Below are 20,885 nucleotides of genomic sequence, written 5' to 3' on the forward strand. Positions count from 1 at the left end.
TGGGGAGTTGCAATTACATGTTCACGACGCTTGCCATTATTGCCGCCATCGCCGCCTATGTCGTCTTCATCTACAATGGCTTGGTCAAGGCCCGGCAGATGGCCGAGGAAGCCTGGTCGGGCATCGACGTGCAGCTGAAGCGCCGCGCCGATCTGATCCCCAACCTGATCGAGACGGTCAAGGGCTATGCCGGCCATGAAAAGGGCACGCTGGAAAGTGTCATCGAATTGCGCAACAAGGCCCAGGCCGTGCCAGCCGGCGACGTCGCCGGTCGTGCTGCTGCCGAAGGTCTTCTGGGGGCTGCCCTTGGCAAGATCGTCGCCCTTGCAGAAGCCTATCCCGACCTGAAGGCGAACGACAACTTCGTCGAGCTGCAGAAATCGCTTGAAACCATCGAGGGCGAGATCCAGATGTCGCGTCGTTACTACAATGGCGCAGCCCGCGATTTGAACGTCAAGGTCGAGACCTTCCCGAACAATCTGGTCGCCGGCCAGTTCGGCTTTGCCAAGAAGCCGTATTTCGAGATTGCCAACGAGGCCGACCGTGCGGTACCGACGGTCAAGTTCTGACACCAGGCCTGCTGCCCCCTCCGAGACGAGACAATGAAGACTGACAGACTGACCATCATTCCGCCTGCCCATGCCCTGACCGGCCGGGTGAGCCCTCCGGGTTCGAAGTCGATCACCAACCGCGCGCTGCTGCTCGCCGGCCTTGCCAGGGGCACGAGCCGCCTGACTGGTGCCCTGAAAAGCGACGACACCCGCTATATGGCCGAAGCCCTGCGCGCCATGGGTGTGACCGTCGAGGAACCGGACGCGACCACCTTCGTCGTCACAAGCTCCGGCGAATTGAAAGAGCCGGCAGCACCGCTCTTCCTCGGCAATGCCGGCACCGCGACCCGCTTCCTGACCGCGGCATTGGCGCTCGGCAAGGGCCGTTACGTCGTCGATGGCGACGAACACATGCGCAAGCGGCCGATCAAGCCGCTGGTCGATGCGCTTCAGTCGCTCGGCGTCGCGATCGCGGCTCCTTCCGGTTGCCCGCCGGTCGCCATTGATGCCAATGGTTCGTTCAGGAAGAACCATGTCGTTATCGATGCCGGCCTGTCCAGCCAGTATGTCTCTGCCCTGCAGATGGCGGCCGCCTGCGGCTCCGAACCCTTCACCATCGAGCTCGCCGGTGCCGATATCGGCGCGCGCGGCTATATCGACCTGACGCTGTCGGCCATGCGCGCTTTTGGAGCCCAAGTGGAACAGCCGACGCCGTCCTCCTGGGTGATTCAGCCGACCGGCTATACCGCGACCGATTTCCACATCGAGCCGGATGCCTCGGCCGCCACTTATCTCTGGGGCGCGGAAGTGATGACCGGCGGGGCGATCGATATCGGCACGCCGGCCGACGCCTTCACCCAGCCCGACGCCAAGGCCTATGATGTGATCGCCGCCTTCCCGAACATGCCTGCGGTGATCGATGGCAGCCAGATGCAGGATGCGATCCCGACGATCGCCGTGCTTGCCGCCTTCAACAACCATCCGGTCCGTTTCATTGGCATCGCCAACCTGCGCGTCAAGGAATGCGACCGCATCCGTGCGGTCTCCACCGGCCTCAACAACATCCGCGAAGGACTGGCATCGGAGGAGGGTGATGATCTGATCGTGTCGTCCGATCCGTCGCTCGCCGGCCAGTCGCTGCCGGCCGATATCGACACCTTCGCCGACCACCGCATTGCCATGAGCTTTGCGCTTGCCGGCCTCAAGATCCGCGACATCACCATTCTGGACCCCGATTGCGTCGGCAAGACCTATCCCGGCTATTGGGATGCGCTTGCCTCGCTCGGGGTCGAGCAGGTCAAACACAACGGATAAGCCCTATGCTCCTTCGCCTTTGCGCCGCCTTGCTTCTCACTCTCTGGACGGCATGCGGCGCATGGGCCGAGGAGGTGATCCGCTCCTATCACGCCGATATCGCGGTTTCCGCCGACGCTAGCCTCGAGGTGACGGAGACGATCACCGTCAATGCCGAGGGCATCGACATCAAGCGCGGCATCTTCCGCGACTTTCCGCTCTATTACACCAATGAACGCGGCAAGCGCCGTGAGGTCGCGTTCGATCTGACCTCGGTGGAGCGCGACGGCGAGCCGGAGCCTTTTCACACCGAGAGCATCGACGGAGGCATCCGCATCTATGCAGGATCCGCCGATGTGACGCTCGACCCGGGCGAGCACACCTATGTCTTCACCTACACCACAGCCCGGCAGATCCGCTATTTCGACGATCATGACGAACTCTACTGGAATGTCACCGGCAATGGCTGGCTGTTCCCGATCGAGGAGGCGAGCGCCAGCGTCACCCTGCCGGGCGATATCCAACCGACCAGGACCGCCGTCTACACTGGTGCTGTCGGCTCCACCGACAGCAATGCCCGCGTCGTTCCCGGCAGCGGTGGTCTGGAATTTGAAACCACTGCGCCGCTTGGCGCGCGGGAGGGCCTGACCATCGTGCTCGCCATGCCCAAGGGCACGGTGGCCGCGCCCGAGCCGGAAACGGGCCTCTGGTGGTATCTGCGCGACAATTTCGCCGATATCTTTTCCATCGGCGGCCTGATCCTTGTGCTGGGCTACTACCTGCGGTCCTGGATGGCGGTCGGCCGCGACCCTGCCAAGGGCGTCGTCGTGCCGCGCTGGGATGCGCCGGACGGCATCTCTCCGGCTCTGGTCAACTATGTCGACAACAAGGGCTTTTCCAACGGTGGCTGGACGGCCCTGTCCGCGTCGGCCCTAGATCTCGCCGTCAAGGGCTACATCACGCTGGATGACCTGGAAAATTCCATCACGCTGACGCGCACGGACAAACCGGCCAGGGAGAAGTTGCCTTCTGGACAGGAGACACTGCTGTCAGCCGTTGGGTCGAAGGGCGACACGCTGACCATAGACAAGGCCAATGGCAAACGTGTTCAACAGGTCGGCAACAGTTTCCGCTCGGCGATCGAGAAGGAACATCGCGGCAAATACTACCGCGGCAATACTGGCTATATCGCCGGCGGCATCGCCATCAGCGTCGCCATCCTCTTCCTGTTGCTGATGTTCGGCGACCTGCAGGAAGACACCGTGGCCCTGATGATCGTGCCGACTTTCTTTTCCGTCTTCTTCGGCATTTTCTCGGTTGGCATCGGCAAGGGACTGCGGCGCGGGGCGCCTCTGCTCACCCGCATCGTCTCGATTGTCATCGGCGCTTTTGTCGGCTTTGTCGGCCTGTCGATCTTCGGCACGATCGTGATGTCGATCCTGCTCGATCTGTCGCATAGCGGCCAACTGCATGTGATCATCGCCATTGGCGGCATCATTCTCGCCAACTTCCTGTTCTTCTTCCTGATGGATGCGCCAACCCCGCTTGGACGCAAGCTGATGGACGGCATTGAAGGTCTTCGCATTTACATGACACTGGCCGAGAAGGACCGGATGAACATGGCGGGTGCCCCGACCATGTCGCCGTCGCATTTCGAAACGCTTCTGCCTTATGCCGTCGCGCTCGGCGTCGAAAAACCCTGGTCGGCAACGTTCGAAACCTGGCTGGCCGCGGCCCGGGCCGAGGCCGAACCCTATCAGCCGATGTGGTATCACGGCCGCAATCGCGGCACGTTCGGCGACCGCATCGGTGGCTTCTCGTCGTCGATGGCAACGACGATCGCCTCGACCATTCCGGCCCCACCGCCGAGTTCCTCGTCCTCGTCGACATCCGGCTTTTCCTCCGGCGGATCTTCCGGCGGCGGCGGAGGCGGCGGCGGTGGCGGGGGATGGTAGAGCCAACGACTATTTTCGGCGATTGCATGGATGACTTTTTCCGCGCGGCTTGCTAAGTCCCCCGCAGCCCTATGCAACAAGCGAAAAAGTCAGTCTGATGCCCGATTTACTGCTCGAACTCCGCTCTGAGGAAATCCCCGCCCGCATGCAGCGCAAGGCTGCTGGCGATCTGAAGAAGGCGGTCACCGATGCGCTGGTCGATGCCGGTCTGACCTACGAAGGTGCGCGCGAATACTGGACGCCGCGACGCCTGACGCTCGACATTCGCGGCCTGACTGCGCGTTCCGCCGATATTCGCGAAGAGAAGAAGGGCCCGAGCGTTTCGGCGCCGCAAGGCGCAATCGATGGCTTCCTGCGCGGCGCGGGTCTGGCCTCGATCGACCAGGCGGCGATCAAAACCGATCCGAAGAAGGGCGACTTCTACGTCGCCTATATCGACAAGCCCGGCCGCGCGGCGGAAGAGATCATTGCCGACGTGATGCCCGGCATCATCCGTTCCTTTTCCTGGCCGACCTCGATGCGCTCCGGCTATGCCTCCATGCCCAAGGGTTCCACCTATGGCGGCGTCGAGGGCAAGGGCATGGAAAGCCTGCGCTGGGTCCGTCCGCTGCAGTCGATCATCTGCACCTTCGGCCCCGAGCATGACGAAGTGCAGGTCATCCCCTTCGAGATCGACGGCATCGTGGCGTCCAACATCACCTATGGCCACCGCTTCCATGCGCCGCACGCCATCACCGTCCGCCGCTTCGACGACTATGTCACCAGCCTCGAGCGCGCCAAGGTCATCCTCGATGCCGATCGCCGCAAGGACATGATCCTGCACGACGCCCGCGACATCGCCTTTGCCAATGGCCTCGACCTGGTTGAGGACGAAGGCCTGCTGGAAGAAGTCTCCGGCCTGGTCGAATGGCCGCAGGTCCTGCTCGGCACCTTCGAGGAAGACTATCTGTCGATCCCGGCCGAAATCATCCGCCTGACCATCAAGACCAACCAGAAGTGCTTCGTCGTGCGGCCGCAAGGCGAGGCCGACAAGCTGTCGAACCATTTCATCCTGATCTCCAACATTGCCGCCACCGATGGCGGCAAGGAGATCGTTCACGGCAACGGCAAGGTCGTGCGTGCCCGTCTCTCCGACGCCCTGCATTTCTGGAAGCGCGACCAGGGCGACCTTCCGGATCTCGGGACGTTGAAGGCCTCGGCCGCCAAATTCGACCTCGATCTTCAAAAGCCGCTCGACCAGCGCATGGCCAAGCTCGACGCGCTCAACGTCACCTTCCACGCCAAACTCGGCACGCAGGGCGAACGTGTGGCGCGCATTCGCGAACTCGCCAAGGTACTCGCCCCGATCGTCGGTGCCGATCCGATTCTCGTCGACCGCGCCGTGGTGCTGGCCAAGGCTGACCTGCGCACCGAAGCCGTCGGCGAATTCCCCGAACTCCAAGGCGCAATGGGCCGCAAATATGCTCTCCTGCAGGGGGAGGACGCCTCGGTCGCCGCCGCAATCGAGGACCACTGGAAGCCGAACGGCCCCTCCGACCGCTTGCCGGCCGACAAGGTTGGGTTGACGGTCGCGCTCGCCGACAAGCTCGATACGCTCGTCGGCTTCTGGGCGATTGATGAGAAGCCGACGGGGTCGAAGGATCCTTACGCGCTAAGGCGTGCGGCGCTGGGTATGGTAAGGGTCATTCTGGAAAAGGGGATACGACTTCCGCTGCTCGGTGTTCTCGTTTCTCAGGCGATCAACCTAGCGCGCTTGTTCGCCCGGGAGCACATGGCACAACTAGCGGGGAGTCTTGCTGAAGCCGAGCGTCTTTCTGGTCGACCTGATCTACTCGTCAAGTTTTTGCCTGACCTTATGCGTTCAGTTCCGGAGGACTACGACGTTGGGTTCTCACGAGAGGTGCTTGCCAAGCTTCCATCTGACCTCCTCTCCTTCTTCCACGACCGCCTTAAAGTCTACCTCCGCGACCAGGGCGCCCGCCATGACATCATCGATGCCGTTCTGACGCCGGAAACCGACGACCTGCTGATGGTTGCGCGTCGCGCCGAAGCACTGACCGCCTTCATCACCTCGGAAGACGGCCTCAACCTCCTCGCCGGCACCAAGCGCGCCACCCAGTTGCTGGCCGCCGAAGAGAAGAAGGGCACCGTCGTCGCCGATGGCGTCTCCGCAGACCTGCTCAAGCTCGACGCTGAAAAGGCGCTCTACGCCGCAGTCACCGAGGCGACCAAGGCTGCCGCCGAGGCGGTCTCGAAGGAAGACTTCCGTGCTGCGATGCAGGCCCTCTCGACACTGCGTGCCCCGGTCGACAAGTTCTTCGAGGACGTCCTGGTCAACGACGAGGATGCCGCCATCCGCGCCAACCGTTTGGCCCTCCTGAAGGCGATCCGCGAGGCGACGGGCACCGTCGCTGACTTCTCGAAGATCACCGGCTGATCCCAAGCCCCGCTCCGGCGGGGCTTTTTGTATCTGCTCATCCCCTGTAGTATAATCCGGCAACACCAGTCCTTTGCGCATAGGAGCATGGATGAACAAGTCGGTTCAGATCATATTGGGCGAGCCCCTGGAAAGCTTCGTTGACGCGCAGGTCGAGAGCGGCCAATTCGGCTCTGCCCAGGAGGTCGTCGAGGCGGGGCTGCGGCTGTTGAAGCAGGAGCAAGACAAGCTCGAATGGCTGAGACAGGCCTTGATCGAGGGTGAACACAGCGGCCCTGGCCGGTATGTAGATAAGGATGAGTTCATCGCGCGCATGCGCGAGCGTACACTGTGAGCTCGTACAGCCTTCGCCCGTCGGCAGAGGCTGATCTCGAAGAGATCTGGGACTACACCGCCGAAATCTGGTCCGTGACACAGGCCGAGCACTATGTCTCTGACATCTTTGCGTCGATTAGCCATCTGGTCGCCAACCCACATCTGGGGCGGCCGGTTTCTGGCTACATTCAAACTATCGTAGATACAAAGTCGGGCACCACCTGATATTTTATGTGGTCGAGGTCGATTTGATTGATGTCATTCGTATAGTTCACGAAAAACGCGATATTGCCCGGCAACTCAACGAATAGCATCTATGCCCGCCAAAATCTTCATCAGCGCCTGCCTTCTCGGCCGCCCCGTCCGTTATGACGGCAAGGGCAAGCCGCTGCATCACCCGGCGATTGTCCGCTGGCAGGCGGAGGGAAGGCTGGTCGGCTTCTGCCCGGAACAGGCGGGTGGCTTGCCGACGCCGCGTCCCCCGGCGGAAATCGAGAACGGCATGAGTGGTGCCGATGTGCTCGCCGGCCGCGCGCGGGTGCTGGAAGTCACCGGAGGCGACGTCACGGCCAAATTCATTGATGGTGGTGAAAAGGCCTTGGCCTTCGCCAAGGCGCAGGGCTGTCGCTTCGCCCTGCTGATCGACGGTAGCCCGTCCTGCGGTTCCGGTTTCATCTATGACGGCTCCTTCGCCGGCAGGCGCCATGTCGGAAACGGCGTCACGGCGGCGCTGATGCAGTCGGCCGGCATCGAGGTCTATTCCGACCGTGAGATCGATGCGCTTGTCACCAGGATCGAGACTGTCTGGCGGACATAGAAAAACCGCCGGATCGCTCCGGCGGCTCGCAACTGTCGTCGAAATCTGGCGTGCTCAGCTCGCCATGCGCATCGGCTGATGGCCATGATCGGCCTTGGCGCCCGATGTCCGGAAGCCGCGGATCAGGGCCAGCAGGTCGCCGGTATCGTTGGCCAGAACCTCGGCCGATGCCGTGGTCTCTTCGGCCATAGCGGCGTTCTGCTGCGTGGCCGTGTCGAGCTGGTTCACCGAAGACGAGATCGAGCGCAGGGTTGTGTCCTGTTCCTGGGCGCTGTGCGAGATCTTCGAGACAATGTCGTTGGCGCTGGCGATCTGGTCGGAGATCCGTTTCAGGGCCTCCCCGGTCTGGCCGACGAGCTGCACGCCCTGTTCGACCTGGGCTGAGGACCGGGCGATCTGGTCCTTGATCTCCTTGGCTGCCGCAGCCGAACGCTGCGCCAGTTCGCGCACTTCCTGGGCAACCACGGCAAAACCCTTGCCGCTTTCGCCGGCGCGTGCGGCCTCGACGCCTGCGTTCAAGGCCAGGAGATTGGTCTGGAAGGCGATTTCATCGATCACGCCGATGATCTTGGTGATCTCCTCGGACGACTTTTCAATGCCGCTCATCGCCTCGATGGCGCGCGATACGATTGCGTCGCTCTGGCGGGCTTCGGTTGAGACGCTGCCGACGCGGCTGGCCGCCTCGCGGGCGCCGTCGGCTGTCTGGCGAACGGCAACGGTCAGTTCGTCGAGCGCTGCCGAGGTTTCTTCCAGATTGGCCGCCTGGCGCTCCGTCCGGGTTGCGAGTTCGCCGGAGGCACGACGGATTTCTTCCTTGCTGACGGCAATATCGTTGCCCTTCAGGCTGACGCGCGCCATGGCTTCCTCAAGACGGCCAAGCGCTTCGTTGAAGTTTTCGCGCAGGGTCGCATATTTCGGGCCGAGGTCGTTGCAGCGGACCGTGAGATCGCCTTCTGCAAGCTTGACCAGCGATGCGCCGATGGTGCTCACCACATGCGCCTGCTGATTGGCCTCCGCCACCTGCATGTCGGCATTCTGCTGGCGCTCGCCATCGAGTTCGCGCTGCTGTTCTTCCTGGCGCTTGGCCAGCGCATGGCGTTCGCGGATCTTCTCCTGAAGCGCCTGTGTGGCATTGGCCATCATGCCGACTTCATTGCGCATGTCCGTATGCGGAATGGTGATGGAGACATTTTCTTCGGCCACGGCCTCGAGAGCGGCATGGATGGCATTCAGCGGCTTGGTGATGCCGCGCACCACCACGAATGCCGCGCTGAGCGCCAACACCAGGATCCCGAGTGAAACGCCGATGGTCTGCATGATGTTTGCACGCACTTCGGCTTTCAGGTCGTCGGTGTAGAGGCCGGTGGCAACGACGATCTTCCAGGGCTGGAAGGTCATGCCATAGGCCGCTTTCGGAAAGCTGTAGTCGTTCGGGTCGTGGCCGGGCTTCGGACCGATGAACTCGACATAACCGCCGCCATTCTGTCCAAGCCTGACCAGTTCGTCGCGATAGGCATAGCCGGTCGGATCGCCCTTGCCCTTGCTGCTCTGACCCACGGATTTGGATGTCGGGTGGAAGACGAGAACAACGTCATAGTCGTAGCCGAAGAAATAGCCATCGGGTTCGAATTTCAGCTTGTTCAACGTCGCGAAAGCCTGTGCCTTGGCGTCATCCAGCGAGAGTTCGCCTGACTGTACCCTGTCGTCATAGGTCTTCATGACGGAAATCGCCGTCTCGACCTGCGTCCTCAGCAATTCATAGCGCTGCTGATAGATGGCGTCCGAGGATGCCTTGACCTGGAAAAAAGTGGCGATGGCAAAGGCGGCCATCAGGCCGCCGACAAGCAGCATCAGCTGCATGGAAATCTTGAGGCGGTTCATAAACCCTCGCAGGATCGGAAGTGAGAGCTGTTGTCCGTCGTGCCCGCTCAAGGTCGATGATGACGGAGGCCGCTTGAGTCTCGCTGCCGATGCTGCATTGCATTGTCGGTAAACTACGTATCAAATATTAATAAAATAATAGGCGCCGATGTAGGTCACTCCCTTGCTTGCAAGCCTTGATCCGCGAGCCCGAACTTGCACTGCCTGTACTTGTGCTGCCCGACCCCCGCGCCGTCTGGCGGCAGGAAATGCAAACGCTCCGGACATCCCGGAGCGTTTGTCCGCATTCGCGCGGCAGCCCGCTCAGCCTGGATCGTGCGGCTGGATTTGGGCAAGGGTAGCTGAAACAGTCACTTCAGGCGCAGGTCGAAACCGGCGGTATCGAGATCAAGCTTGCCATCTGCGGGCGGCGCCACGTTGACGGCTGCAGTGGTTGCCTCATGGTCGATCTGCCCGGCAGATGGCGCGTTGCCAGCAATCACCATCGAGCCATTGGTCGACCAGCCCTCTGCAGAGCTCATGATCACGACCGGCGAGCCGCCGAGCCAGCTTTCAATCCGCTTCAGCTTTTTCTCGCCGCCGACATCGAGGATTTCCGCGGTTTGCGAGCCGCTTGGGACGGTCGGAACCTGATAGGCGTGTTTGTCTTTCTTCACCTGCGGGGGCGGGCAGTTCGGGCAGGCGATCGCCGTGATGCTGTGCGCTTGCGTCGGCGTGCCGCTGATGACCTCGATCGATGAGGCGAAAGCGGGGCTCGTGCCTGCAAGCAACATGGCCGTCAAAAGAAACTTGCGCATCTCGTATTCCTCGGATTGTTCACGAGGACCCTAGCGCCGCTTTCTTTCGATCCGGTCAGAGGGAATGGTAAAATTTGAACGAATGCGCAATTTTCCGGCAGGTCACCCTGGATGTGCCTCTTCGCTCAGGCTTTTTCCCGCGCGATCGCCTGCCAGCCGATATCGCGGCGGCTGAAGCCATTGTCCCAGGAAACCGCATCGACCAGCGCATAGGCGGCAGCCTGTGCTTCCGCCACGGTCCGGCCCGTTGCAGTCGCGTTGAGAACCCGGCCGCCGGTGGCGACCAGCTGGCCGTCTTTCGATGCCGTACCGGCATGAAACACCTTGGCGCCGTTCGTGGCTGCGGGAATGGCGGCGATCGGCGTGTTCTTGGCATAGCTGCCCGGATAGCCCTTGGAGGCTAGAACCACGGTGAGTGCCGGATCGTCGCTCCATTCGGCAGAAACCTGGTCGAGCGTGCCCATGGCTGAGGCATGCAGGATTGGCAAAAGATCGCTCTTCAGCCGCATCATCAGCACCTGGCATTCCGGGTCGCCGAAACGCACATTGTATTCGATCAGCTCCGGGCCTTTTGCCGTGATCATCAGGCCGGCGAAGAACACGCCGGAAAACGGCATGCCGAGTTCCGCCATGCCGCGCATGGTCGGCTCGATGATCTCCTTCATCGTCCGCTCGACCATGCCGGCTGTCATCACCGGGGCGGGCGAATAGGCGCCCATGCCGCCGGTGTTCGGGCCGGTATCGCCGTCGCCGACGCGCTTGTGGTCCTGGGCGGTGGCAAGCGGCAAAAGCGTCTTGCCATCGGACAGGCAGAAGAAGCTCGCTTCCTCGCCGTCGAGATAGGCTTCGACCACGACTTCCGCGCCGGCCGCGCCGAACGCGCCTTCAAAGCAGTCGTCGATGGCAGCAAGTGCCTCCTCGACGGTCATCGCGACCGTCACGCCCTTGCCGGCGGCCAGGCCATCGGCCTTGATCACGATCGGCGCGCCCTGTTCGCGCACATAGGCCTTGGCCTTCGGCGCATTGTTGAAGCGCTGATAGGCGCCGGTCGGGATGTTGAAGCGGGCGCAGATATCCTTGGTGAAACCCTTGGAGCCCTCCAGCTGGGCGGCGGCGGCCGACGGCCCGAAGACCGCAATGCCCTCGGCGCGCAGCACGTCGGCAAGGCCCGCTACCAGAGGCGCTTCCGGCCCGACGACAACGAAGTCGATCAGGTTTTCCTTGCAGAAGCCAACGACCGCGTCATGATCCTCGACAGTGACCGAAACCAGTTCTGCATGCTCGGCAATGCCCGGATTGCCGGGAGCGGCATAAAGTTTGGAGAGCAGGGGAGACTGGGCAATTTTCCAGGCCAGCGCATGTTCGCGTCCGCCCGAACCGATCAACAGAACCTTCATTGCCCGACCTCCGATTGCCTTGGATAGGCGGCGGTTAAGGGGGAAGGGGGCAAAGGTCAAGGAAAAACCCGGAACTGCCGTATTCCTGTGGAGGGGTGGAGCACTTTGTTGCCTTCACTGCTGTCGCGGCTATGGTCGCCGCTTGAAAGACTGGAGAATTCCCATGGCCGACGACATCAAATCCATTGCAGCCCTGATTGCGACCGAGATCAATGCCCGCCCCGATCAGGTGGTGTCGGCGGTCGGTCTGCTGGACGAGGGCGCAACCGTTCCCTTCATCGCCCGCTACCGCAAGGAAGTGACGGGCGGCCTGGACGATACGCAGCTGCGCAACCTCGCCGAACGGCTGATCTACCTGCGTGAGCTGGCCTCCCGTCGCAAGGCGATCGTCGAGAGCATCACCTCGCAGGACAAGATGACCGACGAGCTGGCGCGCAAGATTGCGCTGGTGGCAACCAAGGCGGAGCTTGAGGATATCTATCTGCCCTTCAAGCCCAAGCGCCGCACCCGCGCCGAGATCGCCCGCGAAAAGGGCCTGCAGCCGCTGGCCGACGCGATCTGGGCCGACCGCTCCGCCGATCCGCAGGTGCTGGCTGCCGCCTATGTCACCCCTGATGTGCCGGACGTGAAGGCAGCGCTGGAAGGTGCCCGCGACATCATCGCCGAACTGATCTCGGAAAATGCCGATCTGCTCGGCCGCCTGCGCAACGACATGAAGGACCGCGCGATCCTTTACTCCAAGGTTGTCGAGGGCAAGGAAGCGGCCGGCGAGAAATTCGCCGACTATTTCGCCCATTCCGAACGTTGGGCAACGGTGGCCGGCCACCGGGTACTCGCCATGCTGCGCGGCTGGAACGAGGAATTCCTCACCCTGTCGATCGAGGTCGACCGCGACGATCCATCACCGGTGAAGCCGTCGCAGCGCACGATCGCAGCCGCCTATGACATTGCCGCCAAAGGCCTGGCCGACAAATGGCTTATGGATGTCGCGGGATGGACCTGGCGGGTGAAGCTCTCGGTATCGCTGTCGCTCGACCTGATGCGCGACCTGCGCGAACGGGCCGAGGAAGAGGCGATCCATGTCTTTGCCCGCAACCTGAAAGACCTGCTGCTGGCGGCTCCCGCCGGCTCGCGCCCGACCATGGGCCTCGACCCGGGCATCCGCACCGGCGTCAAGGTCGCCGTGGTCGACGGCACGGGCAAGGTGCTCGACACCTCGACCGTCTATCCCTTCCAGCCGCGCAACGACGTGCGGGGTGCCCAGGTTGAACTGGCCTCGCTGATCCGCAAGCACGGTATCGAGCTGATCGCCATCGGCAACGGCACCGGCAGCCGCGAGACGGAAAAGCTGGTCGCCGACATGCTGGCGCAGTTTCCGGCCACAGCCCCGAAGCCGACCAAGGTCATCGTCTCGGAAGCCGGTGCCTCGGTCTATTCGGCGTCGGAAACTGCGGCGAAGGAATTCCCCAATCTTGACGTCTCGCTGCGCGGCGCCGTGTCTATCGCCCGCCGTCTGCAGGACCCGCTTGCCGAACTCGTCAAGATCGAGCCGAAGTCGATCGGCGTCGGCCAATACCAGCACGATGTCGACCAGGGTCGTCTCGGTCGCTCGCTCGACGCCGTCGTCGAAGACGCTGTGAATGCGGTCGGCGTCGATCTTAACACGGCATCCGCGCCGCTGCTCGCCCGCGTCTCGGGTCTGGGCGGCTCGATTGCCGAGGCCATCGTCAGCCATCGCGACCAGACCGGTCCGTTTCAAAGCCGCAAGGATCTGCTCAAGGTTGCCCGCCTCGGCGCCCGCACCTTCGAACAATGCGCCGGCTTCCTGCGCATCCCGAACGGCAAGGAGCCACTCGACGCCTCGTCCGTTCACCCGGAAGCCTATGGTGTGGCAAAAAAGATCGTCGCCGCCTGTGGTCGCGATCTGCGCGCTCTCATGGGTGATAGCGCCACGTTGAAGGCGCTTGATCCGAAACGTTTCATCGACGAGCAGTTCGGCCTGCCGACGGTCAAGGACATCCTCGCCGAACTGGAAAAGCCCGGCCGCGACCCGCGCCCGAGCTTCAAGACCGCCACCTTTGCCGATGGTGTCGAGGAGATCTCCGACCTGAAGGTCGGCATGTTGCTCGAAGGCACCGTGACCAATGTCGCCGCCTTCGGCGCCTTCGTCGATATCGGCGTGCATCAGGATGGGCTCGTGCATGTCTCCCAGCTCGCCGATCGCTTCGTCAAGGACCCCCATGAGGTCGTCAAGGCCGGCGATGTCGTCAAGGTCCGTGTCGTCGAGTTCGATGTGAAGCGCAAGCGTATCGCGCTCACAATGCGCAAGGATGGCGGAGAAGCCCAGGCTCCATCTCCGCGTGGCGATACGCGCGGCAACGCCAATGCCATGCGCCACGCCAATGCCAAGCCGCCCAAGCCGGAAACGCCGGCCGTTGGCGGCTTCGGCGCGGCGCTGGCCGAGGCCATGCGCAAGAAATAATACTCGCCGAACGAAAAGGCCGGAGCGTTTCGCTCCGGCCTTTCAAGTGTCCAAGCTACCTTTGTGCTCAAGCGCGCGCCGGGGTGTTACCGGCCTTGTCGTCCGGCGGCACATTCCTGGCAAAACGGCGTATGCGGCACGGCCGCAAGTCGTGCGGCAGCAATCGGTTGCCCGCAGGTCACGCAGGTGCCGAAGGTTCCGCCGTCGATCCGGTCGAGCGCCGCGTCGATGGCCCGAAGCTCCGCTTCCCCGACCTGGCCGAACTCTTCCAGCACTTCGTCATTTTCGGTTTCGGTTGCCCGCTCCTCGCTGTCTGCGCTGCGCTGCTGGCCAAGGTCGTCATCGATCCTGGTCAGCCGCGCCTCGATCTCCGCCTTCCGCTTGGTCAGGATGCGTTCGTAGCCTGCGATATCCATGGGCGTCCTCCGAACTTTCTTGTTGTTGTAGTTTGTGTCAGCGGTCCACCAGGACCGAGACCTTCGAGTGGCGCACAACCCGGTCTGCGGTCGCGCCGATGAAGTAGTTCGAATAGTCAGGAACATGCGAAGCGACAATGATCAGGTCTGCCGAATGATCTTCGGATGCAGCCAGGATTTCGCGGGCCGGGGCCCCGGAGCGGATCTCGATCCTTGCCGCGATCGCTGTCTTTTCTTTCAGTTCGACCAGCTGTGCCTTCGCATCCTTGATCGCGCCTTCGATCAGGTCCACCGGCACGTCGATGGCCAGATAGCCGGGCAGATCCTCGACAACGGTCAGAAGCACGATCTCGCCGCCGGCATCCAGAAGCGACGCCGCCTTGCGCAGGCTTTTCTCTCCCTTGTCGAGCGCCGCAGGGTCTACCGGTACAATGATCTTCTTATACATCATGGTCTCCTTTATCGCGACGCCTTTCAACGGCGTTTCCGCTCGATGCGCTGACAATGGTCCCGCGACCTGAAAGCCGCATTGATCAGGATCAAATTTTCACATGGCGACATCGTCAACAAATGTCGAACGATAAGTCGAAAAGATGTCATCTATCGTGAACGATCGAGAGGGCGCATATAGGTGGCATCACGCCACAGAGAGCGGACCGAAATAGGAGCCATGACCATGACCGATGTCGCTGCAGCCACGGACGACAGTTTCGCCCTCACTCGTCCGGTGCATGTCGGACGGACCCATCTGGTGGTGACCGACCTTGCGACCGTCAGCGATTTCTATCAGACGATACTTGGCCTTTCGGTAATCGAAAAGAGCGCCTCCGGCGTCGTTCTGGGTGTCGCCGGAAAGCCGCTGTTGACCTTGACCACGCGCGGCGACGTGGCGCGTGCGCCGCGCAATGCCGCTGGTCTCTTTCACACCGCCTTCCTGATGCCCAGCCGACAGGAACTCGCCCATTGGCTTGCCCATTCAGCCCATCGCCATATCCGGCTTGACGGTGCCAGCGACCATCTGGTCAGCGAGGCGATCTATCTGTCCGACCCGGAAGGCAATGGCATCGAGATCTATGCCGACCGCAAGCCGGGTGATTGGACCTATCATGCCGATGGTACAGTACAGATGGCAACCGAACGCCTGGACCTGCAGTCATTGTATGACAGCGCGCCCAAGACCGAGTGGGGTGGCATGGCGCCGGATGCGGCCATCGGTCATATGCATCTGCAGGTCGGCAACGTACCGGAAGCCGATCGTTTCTACGAAGGTGTTCTTGGCCTGAAGAAGATGGCGAGCTATCCCGGCGCGAGCTTCTTTGCCTCCGGTGCCTATCACCACCACATCGCCGCCAATGTCTGGAACAGCCGCAATGCCGGCGCCCGTTCTGGCGCCATGAGCGGGCTCTCGGATTATTCCCTGGTTTTCAACGACAAGCCGAGCCTCGACACGGTTCTGGCGACCCTGGAGGGCCTGGAAATCCCGGTGACCCGGACGGCCGAAGGCTACAGCCTGAGAGATCCCTGGGGCATCGGCATCACACTCGCCGCCTGACTTTGATCCATCGCCATGGAACCCCCGGCAGGCTCGCGCGTTTGCTGGCAGCGCAAGGGGGATATGACGATGGAATCGAGACCGGAAGGAGAAAGCTCGGCGAGCGATGCCTATGCAATGTCGCGCATGTCGCCGATGGAAAGGGAAGCATTCCGGGCCATGCAGAAGCGGCGATATACGCCGCATCGCGTCAAGGTGCGCAAGACCGGTCTTGATTTCGCGCTCGCCTGGTCGGTCATCGGAATTTTCACCGTCATGGGCGTCGCGGCAATCTATCTGGCCTCGGCCGTTCTGATGCCGCTGACCCTGGCGATCGTTGTCGGCCTCATCCTGGGGCTTGCGGCCGACAAGCTGGGCAATCTCGGCATTCCCCCGATGATGACCGCGTTCATCCTGTCGAGCCTGTTTGCTGGTCTGCTGCTGTTTGTCGGCAGCGCCCTTGCCGCGCCGCTCAGCGATCTGGCGAGCCGCGGCCCAGCGATGATCGAACAGGCTGTCGACCAGTTGATGCCGCGGCTCGAGCGGATCTCCTGGCTCAAGCGTCCGATCGAGGCGATGACCAGCGGTCCGGTCACGCCGGAAGCCATGCTGGAAAACAGCGGTGCGGTTCTGTCGACCGTGGCCGTCGGCATCACGCCTGCCCTTGTGCAGACATTGATCTTCTTTGGCGGCCTGATGTTGTTTCTCGGCAGTCGCCTCTCGCTGCGCAAGGCGCTGATCATCGGCTTCAAGGACCGGGCACGCCGTTTGGCCGCGATCCGGACCCTGAACTCGATCGAACGGGCCCTCGGCTTCTATTTCGCCACGGCCATCGTCCTTTATGCCGCCTCGGCGGTAGTCGCGGCCGCGGCCGCGATGGTCGGCGGGCTTGGCAATGCCCTGCTGTGGGGCCTGTTTGCATTTCTTGCCAGTTTCGTCCCCTTTCTCGGCATTACGCTGATCACCTTGTCCATGGCGGTCGCGGGACTGCTCGTCCAAGACAGCATCCTGATCGGTCTCCTGCCGGCGATCGTCTACTTCACCGTGCACGGTATCATCGAAAACCTCGTCACCCCCGCTGTGATGGGGCGCCGCCTGGAAATCAACTCCTTCATGGTCTTTGTCGCCATCGTGTTCTGGACATGGATGTGGGGAGCCATCGGCGCCATGCTCGCTGTGCCGCTCTCGCTGATCGTGATCACGATCGCCAACGAGTTGCTGCCGCAGACAAAGCTTCAGCCCAAGCTGCCGGGCTGAGTAGGCTGATAGTCGAGCGGCCCTACGACGCCAGCCGGTGCGATTCCGCCTGGAGGTAGTTCATCGCATCGAGACCGGCCATCGGACGGCCGAAGTAAAAGCCCTGGACCTGATGGATGCCGGCTGCGCGCACGGCTTCCAGGTCGAAATCGGATTCCACACCCTCGGCCAGGCATTCGATGCCCAGGCTCATCGACAGGTCAGAAATGGCGCGCAGGATGTTTCCGCCCACGCCATCGTCTTCGCGCAGGCGCAGCACGAAATTCCTGTCAGTCTTCAGCTTGTGCAGCGGGAAACGATTGATATAGCCAAAATTCGAATAGCCGGAGCCGAAGTCGTCGAGCGCGATCAGGCACCCCATGCCGGCCAGCAGTTCCAGACTGTCGCGGGCGCGGTCGAAATCCGACATGACGGCGGTCTCGGTGATTTCGAAGATCACCCGGTTGGGTTCGATATTGCTGTCGCGCACGATGTGCACGACATTGCTGATCGATCGAGGCGACATGAGATCGTTAGCAGACAGGTTGAAGGATAGCTTGACATTGTGCGGCCATGTCGCCGCCGTGGACAGTGCCTTTTGCAGCAGCACGGAGGTCATGCGTTCGATCAGGCCGGAACGCTCGGCGGCAGGAATGAATGTCGAGGGCGAAACCGGCCCGAGTGTCGGGCTGTTCCAGCGTGCCAGTGCCTCGAAGCCGATCGTCCTGCCGGTATTGATATCGATTTGCGGCTGGTAGACGAGCGACATTTCCTTGGCGAGGTCGCAGTTGCGCAGCGTCTGGTCGATGCGGCCGACATCCTTCATTGCGGCCTCATGGCTGGCCGAGAAGATCACCACGTCGCCGCGGGTCGCACGCTTTGCGCTGTAGAGGGCATGGTCGGCACGCTCGTACAACTGGTTGGCCGTGCTTCCATGGGTCGGACAATGCGCAAAGCCTGCCGATGCGGAAATGGCAATGCTCAGGCTGTCGAGGATAAACGGCTCCCGCATGCCGTTGCACAGCCGTTCGCCCAGCGCCTGTACTTCGCTCTGGCCCGCGATGTCCGGCACGATCAGCGCAAATTCATCCCCGCCCAGACGGGCGATGAAACAGTCGCCGGACAAGGCTGCGCGCAGACGCTCTGCAACCTCCGTCAACAACCTGTCGCCCGTGACATGGCCATAGAGATCGTTGACCGGCTTGAAGCCGTCCAGATCGATGATGCCCATGTAGAAGCCGGAGGTCGTCACGTTTGCCTTTGTCAGCGCACGATCGAGTTCTATGAAGAAGCTGCGCCGGCTCGGCAGCCCGGTCAGCGTATCGAAATCAGCGAGCACTTCCGCCTTGCGCCGCAGGTCGTCGGCCATCGTCCTTGCCGCGACCGCCTTCAGGATGGCCGTGCGCATCAGCCATGCCATGCCGAGCGCGGCAAAGGTGCCGGCAAGGCCGATAAACGCATACTGTAGAAAGACGTCCGGCCCGGCTTTGTGGGCGAGCCAAAGCATTGTCGCCAGAGACAGGGCGGAGCCGATAACGATCACCCTGGCGCTCACGGCCGATGTCGAAATCACCAGCACCAGCAGGACGAAGTAGACGAGCTTGTGTTCTTCGAAATGGATCGAAAGATATGTCACGATATTCACATACATCGCCAGATGCATGCTGAGGCCGATCAGTTCCAGTTTTCCGTGGCTGAGATCGCCTTGCAGGCTGCGCAGAAGAGACAGCGCCAGCAGGACGGTTGCCAGCGACATGCCCGTCAGAATGATCTGTTCCGTGCCGGTCTCGGCGAAAAAATGCGCGATGGTAATCAGCGTGTAATAGACGATGGCCGGCAGGAGAAAGCCGCGAATGATCGGCGCGAAGGCTTCGGCAACGCCGTTGTGGAAGCGCTGGCGCGCGTCTTGAGTTGCGTGCTTGTCATTCGGCAGGGCCGAGAGCGGCGATGCGTTCAATGATTGATCCATGAAGAAAGCAGTCCAGTTGCAATAGGCGCACGCAGCAGAATCGTATTGAACGTGCTTTCATAGCAACCCAGATCACAACCGGATCCATTCATCACAAAGGAATATCAGGGAAGTCTTTAGGAATAGAAAACAATTGCTCGGGCGCTGGGCCAAAGTTTAGACACGGATTTTCGATGTCATCTCAGTGTCACGGCGACTGTGTAGAGCGCGCATACTGAAACGCATGTGTTGAAATCGTATATGTCGCAAGAATCTCCTGTTTTGCGCCTCGGCGTCATTACCGATCCGCAGTATGCCGCGCTGCCTCCGCATCCACAGTTGAACCGACACTACGCAAGGAGCCTGGAAAAGCTTTCCCAGGCAGTGGATTGTTTCAACACCATGCCTTTGCATGCGGTCGTCGTTCTGGGTGATCTGATCGATCGCGGCTTCGAGAATTTCGCCCCGGTTCTGGCTGAATTGGACCGTTTGCGACACCCGCGCATCCTGCTGCCGGGCAATCACGACTTCGCGGTGGTCCAGGAGCGACTTGGCGAGATCCACCAGGTGCTGGCCATGCCCGCCCCCTATCACGACCTGTCGATCAACGGCATTCGCATTATCGTCACCGATGGCAACGAGATCTCGCTTTTCGCATTGGCCGAAGGCGATCCGCGGCGCATCGAAGCGCAGGCACGCCTTGCCGCCATGAAGGCGGCGGGTGCCGTCAACGCGATGGACTGGAATGGCGGCATGAGCGCAAGCCAGACCGCGTGGCTGGCGCTTCGGCTCAAGGACGCCGAGGCCGCGGGCGAGAAGGTCATCGTGCTGGGCCACTATCCGATCCATCCGTTCTCGGATCACTGCCTCTGGCAGGCCGAAGACCTGGCGCGCATGTTGGCCGGATCTCCGGCTGCCATCGCCTATCTTTGCGGCCACGATCATGCCGGCAACTACGGCCTGCTTGGAGCCACACATTTCATCAATTTCTGCGGCATGGTCGACACCGAGTTCGACAACGCCTTCGCCGTGCTCGACCTTTATCCCGACCGGATCGAGATCGAGGGTTTTGGTCGCGAACAGAGCCGCCGACTTGCCCTCTAGGCTGATGCCGCATTTGCGGCGCCGCTCGCCCAGCCGCTCGTCCAAATGGCGCGCAAACGGTCGCCTTCGCCCTTGAAAAAGCGGTCCTGCGTCTTGCACTCAATGATGCGCTCGCTGCGGAAATTGCGGATCGCCTGCCGCAACTCGCACCAGGCAACCAGATTGACGGACTGCGCATAATAGATCAGCGCCAGCGGCTTTATCATCCGGCGACTGGCCTCGCCTCGATCATCGCGATAGTCGATCCGCAGCACCTGTTCGTTGCGTATCGCTGTGCGCACCTGTTCCAGCTCGAAATCCTTCGGCATCTGCGGCGGCGAGCCCCAGGCATAAAGCGTGGCGGATTGCAGGCTCTGCCGCAGGGGTTCCGGCACCGCGCCGGCGATCTTCCGGTTCACCGATTCCGCCGAGCGCCTGAGCGAGGTGTCGCCGCTGCGCTCGAGCATCTGCAATCCGAGCACGATTGCTTCCGTTTCCTCGACGGTGAACATCAAGGGTGGCAGATCGAAACCTGGACGGAGGATATAACCCAGTCCGCGCTCCCCCTCGATCGGAACGCGCATCGCCTGTAGAGCGGCGATGTCGCGGTAGATCGACCGCATGGTGACTTCGAGCTGGTCGGCAATGCTTTGCGCTGTCACCGCGGCGCGGGAAAGCTTCAGGATTTGGATGATCTCGAACAGCCGCGACGCCTTGCGCATGTCGCCCTCCTTGTCTCTCCTGAC

General features: G+C 61.9%; 17 protein-coding genes and 1 pseudogene. 11 read left to right on the forward strand and 7 right to left on the reverse strand.

Annotated features, from left to right (window positions below; all coding sequences use genetic code 11):
• The first annotated feature begins 17 nt into the window (after window positions 1-17).
• The 7 genes and pseudogenes from IM739_RS07205 to IM739_RS07235 all read left to right on the forward strand — a co-directional run bounded on the left by IM739_RS07205 (window position 18) and on the right by IM739_RS07235 (window position 7,368).
• Complete coding sequence (locus IM739_RS07205) at window positions 18-569, forward strand: LemA family protein (protein ID WP_237370503.1); 552 nt, start codon at window positions 18-20, stop codon at window positions 567-569.
• 33 nt (window positions 570-602) lie between these two features.
• The gene (gene aroA, locus IM739_RS07210) at window positions 603-1,865 is read left to right on the forward strand and encodes a 3-phosphoshikimate 1-carboxyvinyltransferase (protein WP_237370504.1); all 1,263 of its coding nucleotides are present in this window, start codon (window positions 603-605) and stop codon (window positions 1,863-1,865) included.
• 5 nt (window positions 1,866-1,870) lie between these two features.
• Complete coding sequence (locus IM739_RS07215; RefSeq protein WP_237370505.1) at window positions 1,871-3,799, forward strand: DUF2207 domain-containing protein; 1,929 nt, start codon at window positions 1,871-1,873, stop codon at window positions 3,797-3,799.
• 97 nt (window positions 3,800-3,896) lie between these two features.
• Window positions 3,897-6,236, forward strand: a complete 2,340-nt coding sequence (glyS, locus tag IM739_RS07220) for a glycine--tRNA ligase subunit beta (protein WP_237370506.1) — start codon at window positions 3,897-3,899, stop codon at window positions 6,234-6,236.
• Between the two features lie 91 nt (window positions 6,237-6,327).
• Window positions 6,328-6,570, forward strand: coding sequence for a type II toxin-antitoxin system ParD family antitoxin (locus tag IM739_RS07225; RefSeq protein ID WP_237370507.1), 243 nt, complete (start codon window positions 6,328-6,330; stop codon window positions 6,568-6,570).
• Window positions 6,567-6,862: pseudogene (locus tag IM739_RS07230) on the forward strand (type II toxin-antitoxin system RelE/ParE family toxin). Before IM739_RS07225 ends, IM739_RS07230 begins: the two are co-directional and overlap by 4 nt.
• Window positions 6,863-6,867: 5 nt before the next feature.
• The gene (locus IM739_RS07235) at window positions 6,868-7,368 is read left to right on the forward strand and encodes a DUF523 domain-containing protein (protein ID WP_442981102.1); all 501 of its coding nucleotides are present in this window, start codon (window positions 6,868-6,870) and stop codon (window positions 7,366-7,368) included.
• Window positions 7,369-7,422: 54 nt separating this feature from the next.
• Here IM739_RS07235 and IM739_RS07240 read toward each other — a convergent pair whose 3' ends face one another.
• The 3 genes from IM739_RS07240 to purD all read right to left on the reverse strand — a co-directional run bounded on the left by IM739_RS07240 (window position 7,423) and on the right by purD (window position 11,443).
• Window positions 7,423-9,249 (reverse strand): methyl-accepting chemotaxis protein, encoded by a 1,827-nt coding sequence (locus tag IM739_RS07240; protein WP_237370509.1) that lies wholly within the window; start codon window positions 9,247-9,249, stop codon window positions 7,423-7,425.
• A 350-nt stretch (window positions 9,250-9,599) separates the two neighbouring features.
• Complete coding sequence (locus IM739_RS07245; RefSeq protein WP_237370510.1) at window positions 9,600-10,046, reverse strand: plant virulence effector HPE1-like domain-containing protein; 447 nt, start codon at window positions 10,044-10,046, stop codon at window positions 9,600-9,602.
• Between the two features lie 125 nt (window positions 10,047-10,171).
• Complete coding sequence (purD, locus tag IM739_RS07250) at window positions 10,172-11,443, reverse strand: phosphoribosylamine--glycine ligase (protein WP_237370511.1); 1,272 nt, start codon at window positions 11,441-11,443, stop codon at window positions 10,172-10,174.
• A gap of 163 nt (window positions 11,444-11,606) precedes the next feature.
• Between purD and IM739_RS07255 the strand changes: the two genes are divergently transcribed.
• Entirely contained in the window at window positions 11,607-13,925 is a 2,319-nt protein-coding gene (locus tag IM739_RS07255) for a Tex family protein (protein WP_237370512.1), read from the forward strand.
• Window positions 13,926-14,011: 86 nt separating this feature from the next.
• Here IM739_RS07255 and IM739_RS07260 read toward each other — a convergent pair whose 3' ends face one another.
• Together IM739_RS07260 and IM739_RS07265 are read right to left on the reverse strand one after the other, a co-directional pair.
• The gene (locus IM739_RS07260; protein ID WP_237370513.1) at window positions 14,012-14,341 is read right to left on the reverse strand and encodes a TraR/DksA family transcriptional regulator; all 330 of its coding nucleotides are present in this window, start codon (window positions 14,339-14,341) and stop codon (window positions 14,012-14,014) included.
• A 37-nt stretch (window positions 14,342-14,378) separates the two neighbouring features.
• Window positions 14,379-14,789, reverse strand: a complete 411-nt coding sequence (locus IM739_RS07265) for a universal stress protein (protein WP_007604799.1) — start codon at window positions 14,787-14,789, stop codon at window positions 14,379-14,381.
• Window positions 14,790-15,017: 228 nt separating this feature from the next.
• Between IM739_RS07265 and IM739_RS07270 the strand changes: the two genes are divergently transcribed.
• The gene (locus IM739_RS07270) at window positions 15,018-15,893 is read left to right on the forward strand and encodes a VOC family protein (protein ID WP_237370514.1); all 876 of its coding nucleotides are present in this window, start codon (window positions 15,018-15,020) and stop codon (window positions 15,891-15,893) included.
• A gap of 69 nt (window positions 15,894-15,962) precedes the next feature.
• The gene (locus IM739_RS07275) at window positions 15,963-17,129 is read left to right on the forward strand and encodes an AI-2E family transporter (protein WP_237370515.1); all 1,167 of its coding nucleotides are present in this window, start codon (window positions 15,963-15,965) and stop codon (window positions 17,127-17,129) included.
• Window positions 17,130-17,151: 22 nt separating this feature from the next.
• Here IM739_RS07275 and IM739_RS07280 read toward each other — a convergent pair whose 3' ends face one another.
• Entirely contained in the window at window positions 17,152-19,077 is a 1,926-nt protein-coding gene (locus tag IM739_RS07280; RefSeq protein ID WP_237370516.1) for a putative bifunctional diguanylate cyclase/phosphodiesterase, read from the reverse strand.
• 240 nt (window positions 19,078-19,317) lie between these two features.
• On the opposite strand from IM739_RS07280, the gene IM739_RS07285 reads away from it, so the two are divergent.
• The gene (locus IM739_RS07285) at window positions 19,318-20,160 is read left to right on the forward strand and encodes a metallophosphoesterase (RefSeq protein ID WP_237370517.1); all 843 of its coding nucleotides are present in this window, start codon (window positions 19,318-19,320) and stop codon (window positions 20,158-20,160) included.
• Here IM739_RS07285 and IM739_RS07290 read toward each other — a convergent pair.
• Window positions 20,157-20,861, reverse strand: coding sequence for a helix-turn-helix transcriptional regulator (locus IM739_RS07290; protein WP_237370518.1), 705 nt, complete (start codon window positions 20,859-20,861; stop codon window positions 20,157-20,159). The two genes, IM739_RS07285 and IM739_RS07290, sit on opposite strands and share 4 nt — an antisense overlap.
• Between the last annotated feature and the right edge of the window lie 24 nt (window positions 20,862-20,885).

Source organism: Rhizobium sp. SL42 (assembly GCF_021729845.1).
In the GTDB taxonomy this organism is placed as follows: domain Bacteria; phylum Pseudomonadota; class Alphaproteobacteria; order Rhizobiales; family Rhizobiaceae; genus Allorhizobium.

Coding starts and splice junctions, on each gene's coding strand:
- IM739_RS07205 (WP_237370503.1), top strand. CDS start 18: ATGTTCACGACGCTTGCCATTATTGCCGCCATCGCCGCCTATGTCGTC.
- aroA (WP_237370504.1), top strand. CDS start 603: ATGAAGACTGACAGACTGACCATCATTCCGCCTGCCCATGCCCTGACC.
- IM739_RS07215 (WP_237370505.1), top strand. CDS start 1,871: ATGCTCCTTCGCCTTTGCGCCGCCTTGCTTCTCACTCTCTGGACGGCA.
- glyS (WP_237370506.1), top strand. CDS start 3,897: ATGCCCGATTTACTGCTCGAACTCCGCTCTGAGGAAATCCCCGCCCGC.
- IM739_RS07225 (WP_237370507.1), top strand. CDS start 6,328: ATGAACAAGTCGGTTCAGATCATATTGGGCGAGCCCCTGGAAAGCTTC.
- IM739_RS07235 (WP_442981102.1), top strand. CDS start 6,868: ATGCCCGCCAAAATCTTCATCAGCGCCTGCCTTCTCGGCCGCCCCGTC.
- IM739_RS07240 (WP_237370509.1), bottom strand. CDS start 9,249: ATGAACCGCCTCAAGATTTCCATGCAGCTGATGCTGCTTGTCGGCGGC.
- IM739_RS07245 (WP_237370510.1), bottom strand. CDS start 10,046: ATGCGCAAGTTTCTTTTGACGGCCATGTTGCTTGCAGGCACGAGCCCC.
- purD (WP_237370511.1), bottom strand. CDS start 11,443: ATGAAGGTTCTGTTGATCGGTTCGGGCGGACGCGAACATGCGCTGGCC.
- IM739_RS07255 (WP_237370512.1), top strand. CDS start 11,607: ATGGCCGACGACATCAAATCCATTGCAGCCCTGATTGCGACCGAGATC.
- IM739_RS07260 (WP_237370513.1), bottom strand. CDS start 14,341: ATGGATATCGCAGGCTACGAACGCATCCTGACCAAGCGGAAGGCGGAG.
- IM739_RS07265 (WP_007604799.1), bottom strand. CDS start 14,789: ATGTATAAGAAGATCATTGTACCGGTAGACCCTGCGGCGCTCGACAAG.
- IM739_RS07270 (WP_237370514.1), top strand. CDS start 15,018: ATGACCGATGTCGCTGCAGCCACGGACGACAGTTTCGCCCTCACTCGT.
- IM739_RS07275 (WP_237370515.1), top strand. CDS start 15,963: ATGGAATCGAGACCGGAAGGAGAAAGCTCGGCGAGCGATGCCTATGCA.
- IM739_RS07280 (WP_237370516.1), bottom strand. CDS start 19,077: ATGGATCAATCATTGAACGCATCGCCGCTCTCGGCCCTGCCGAATGAC.
- IM739_RS07285 (WP_237370517.1), top strand. CDS start 19,318: ATGTCGCAAGAATCTCCTGTTTTGCGCCTCGGCGTCATTACCGATCCG.
- IM739_RS07290 (WP_237370518.1), bottom strand. CDS start 20,861: ATGCGCAAGGCGTCGCGGCTGTTCGAGATCATCCAAATCCTGAAGCTT.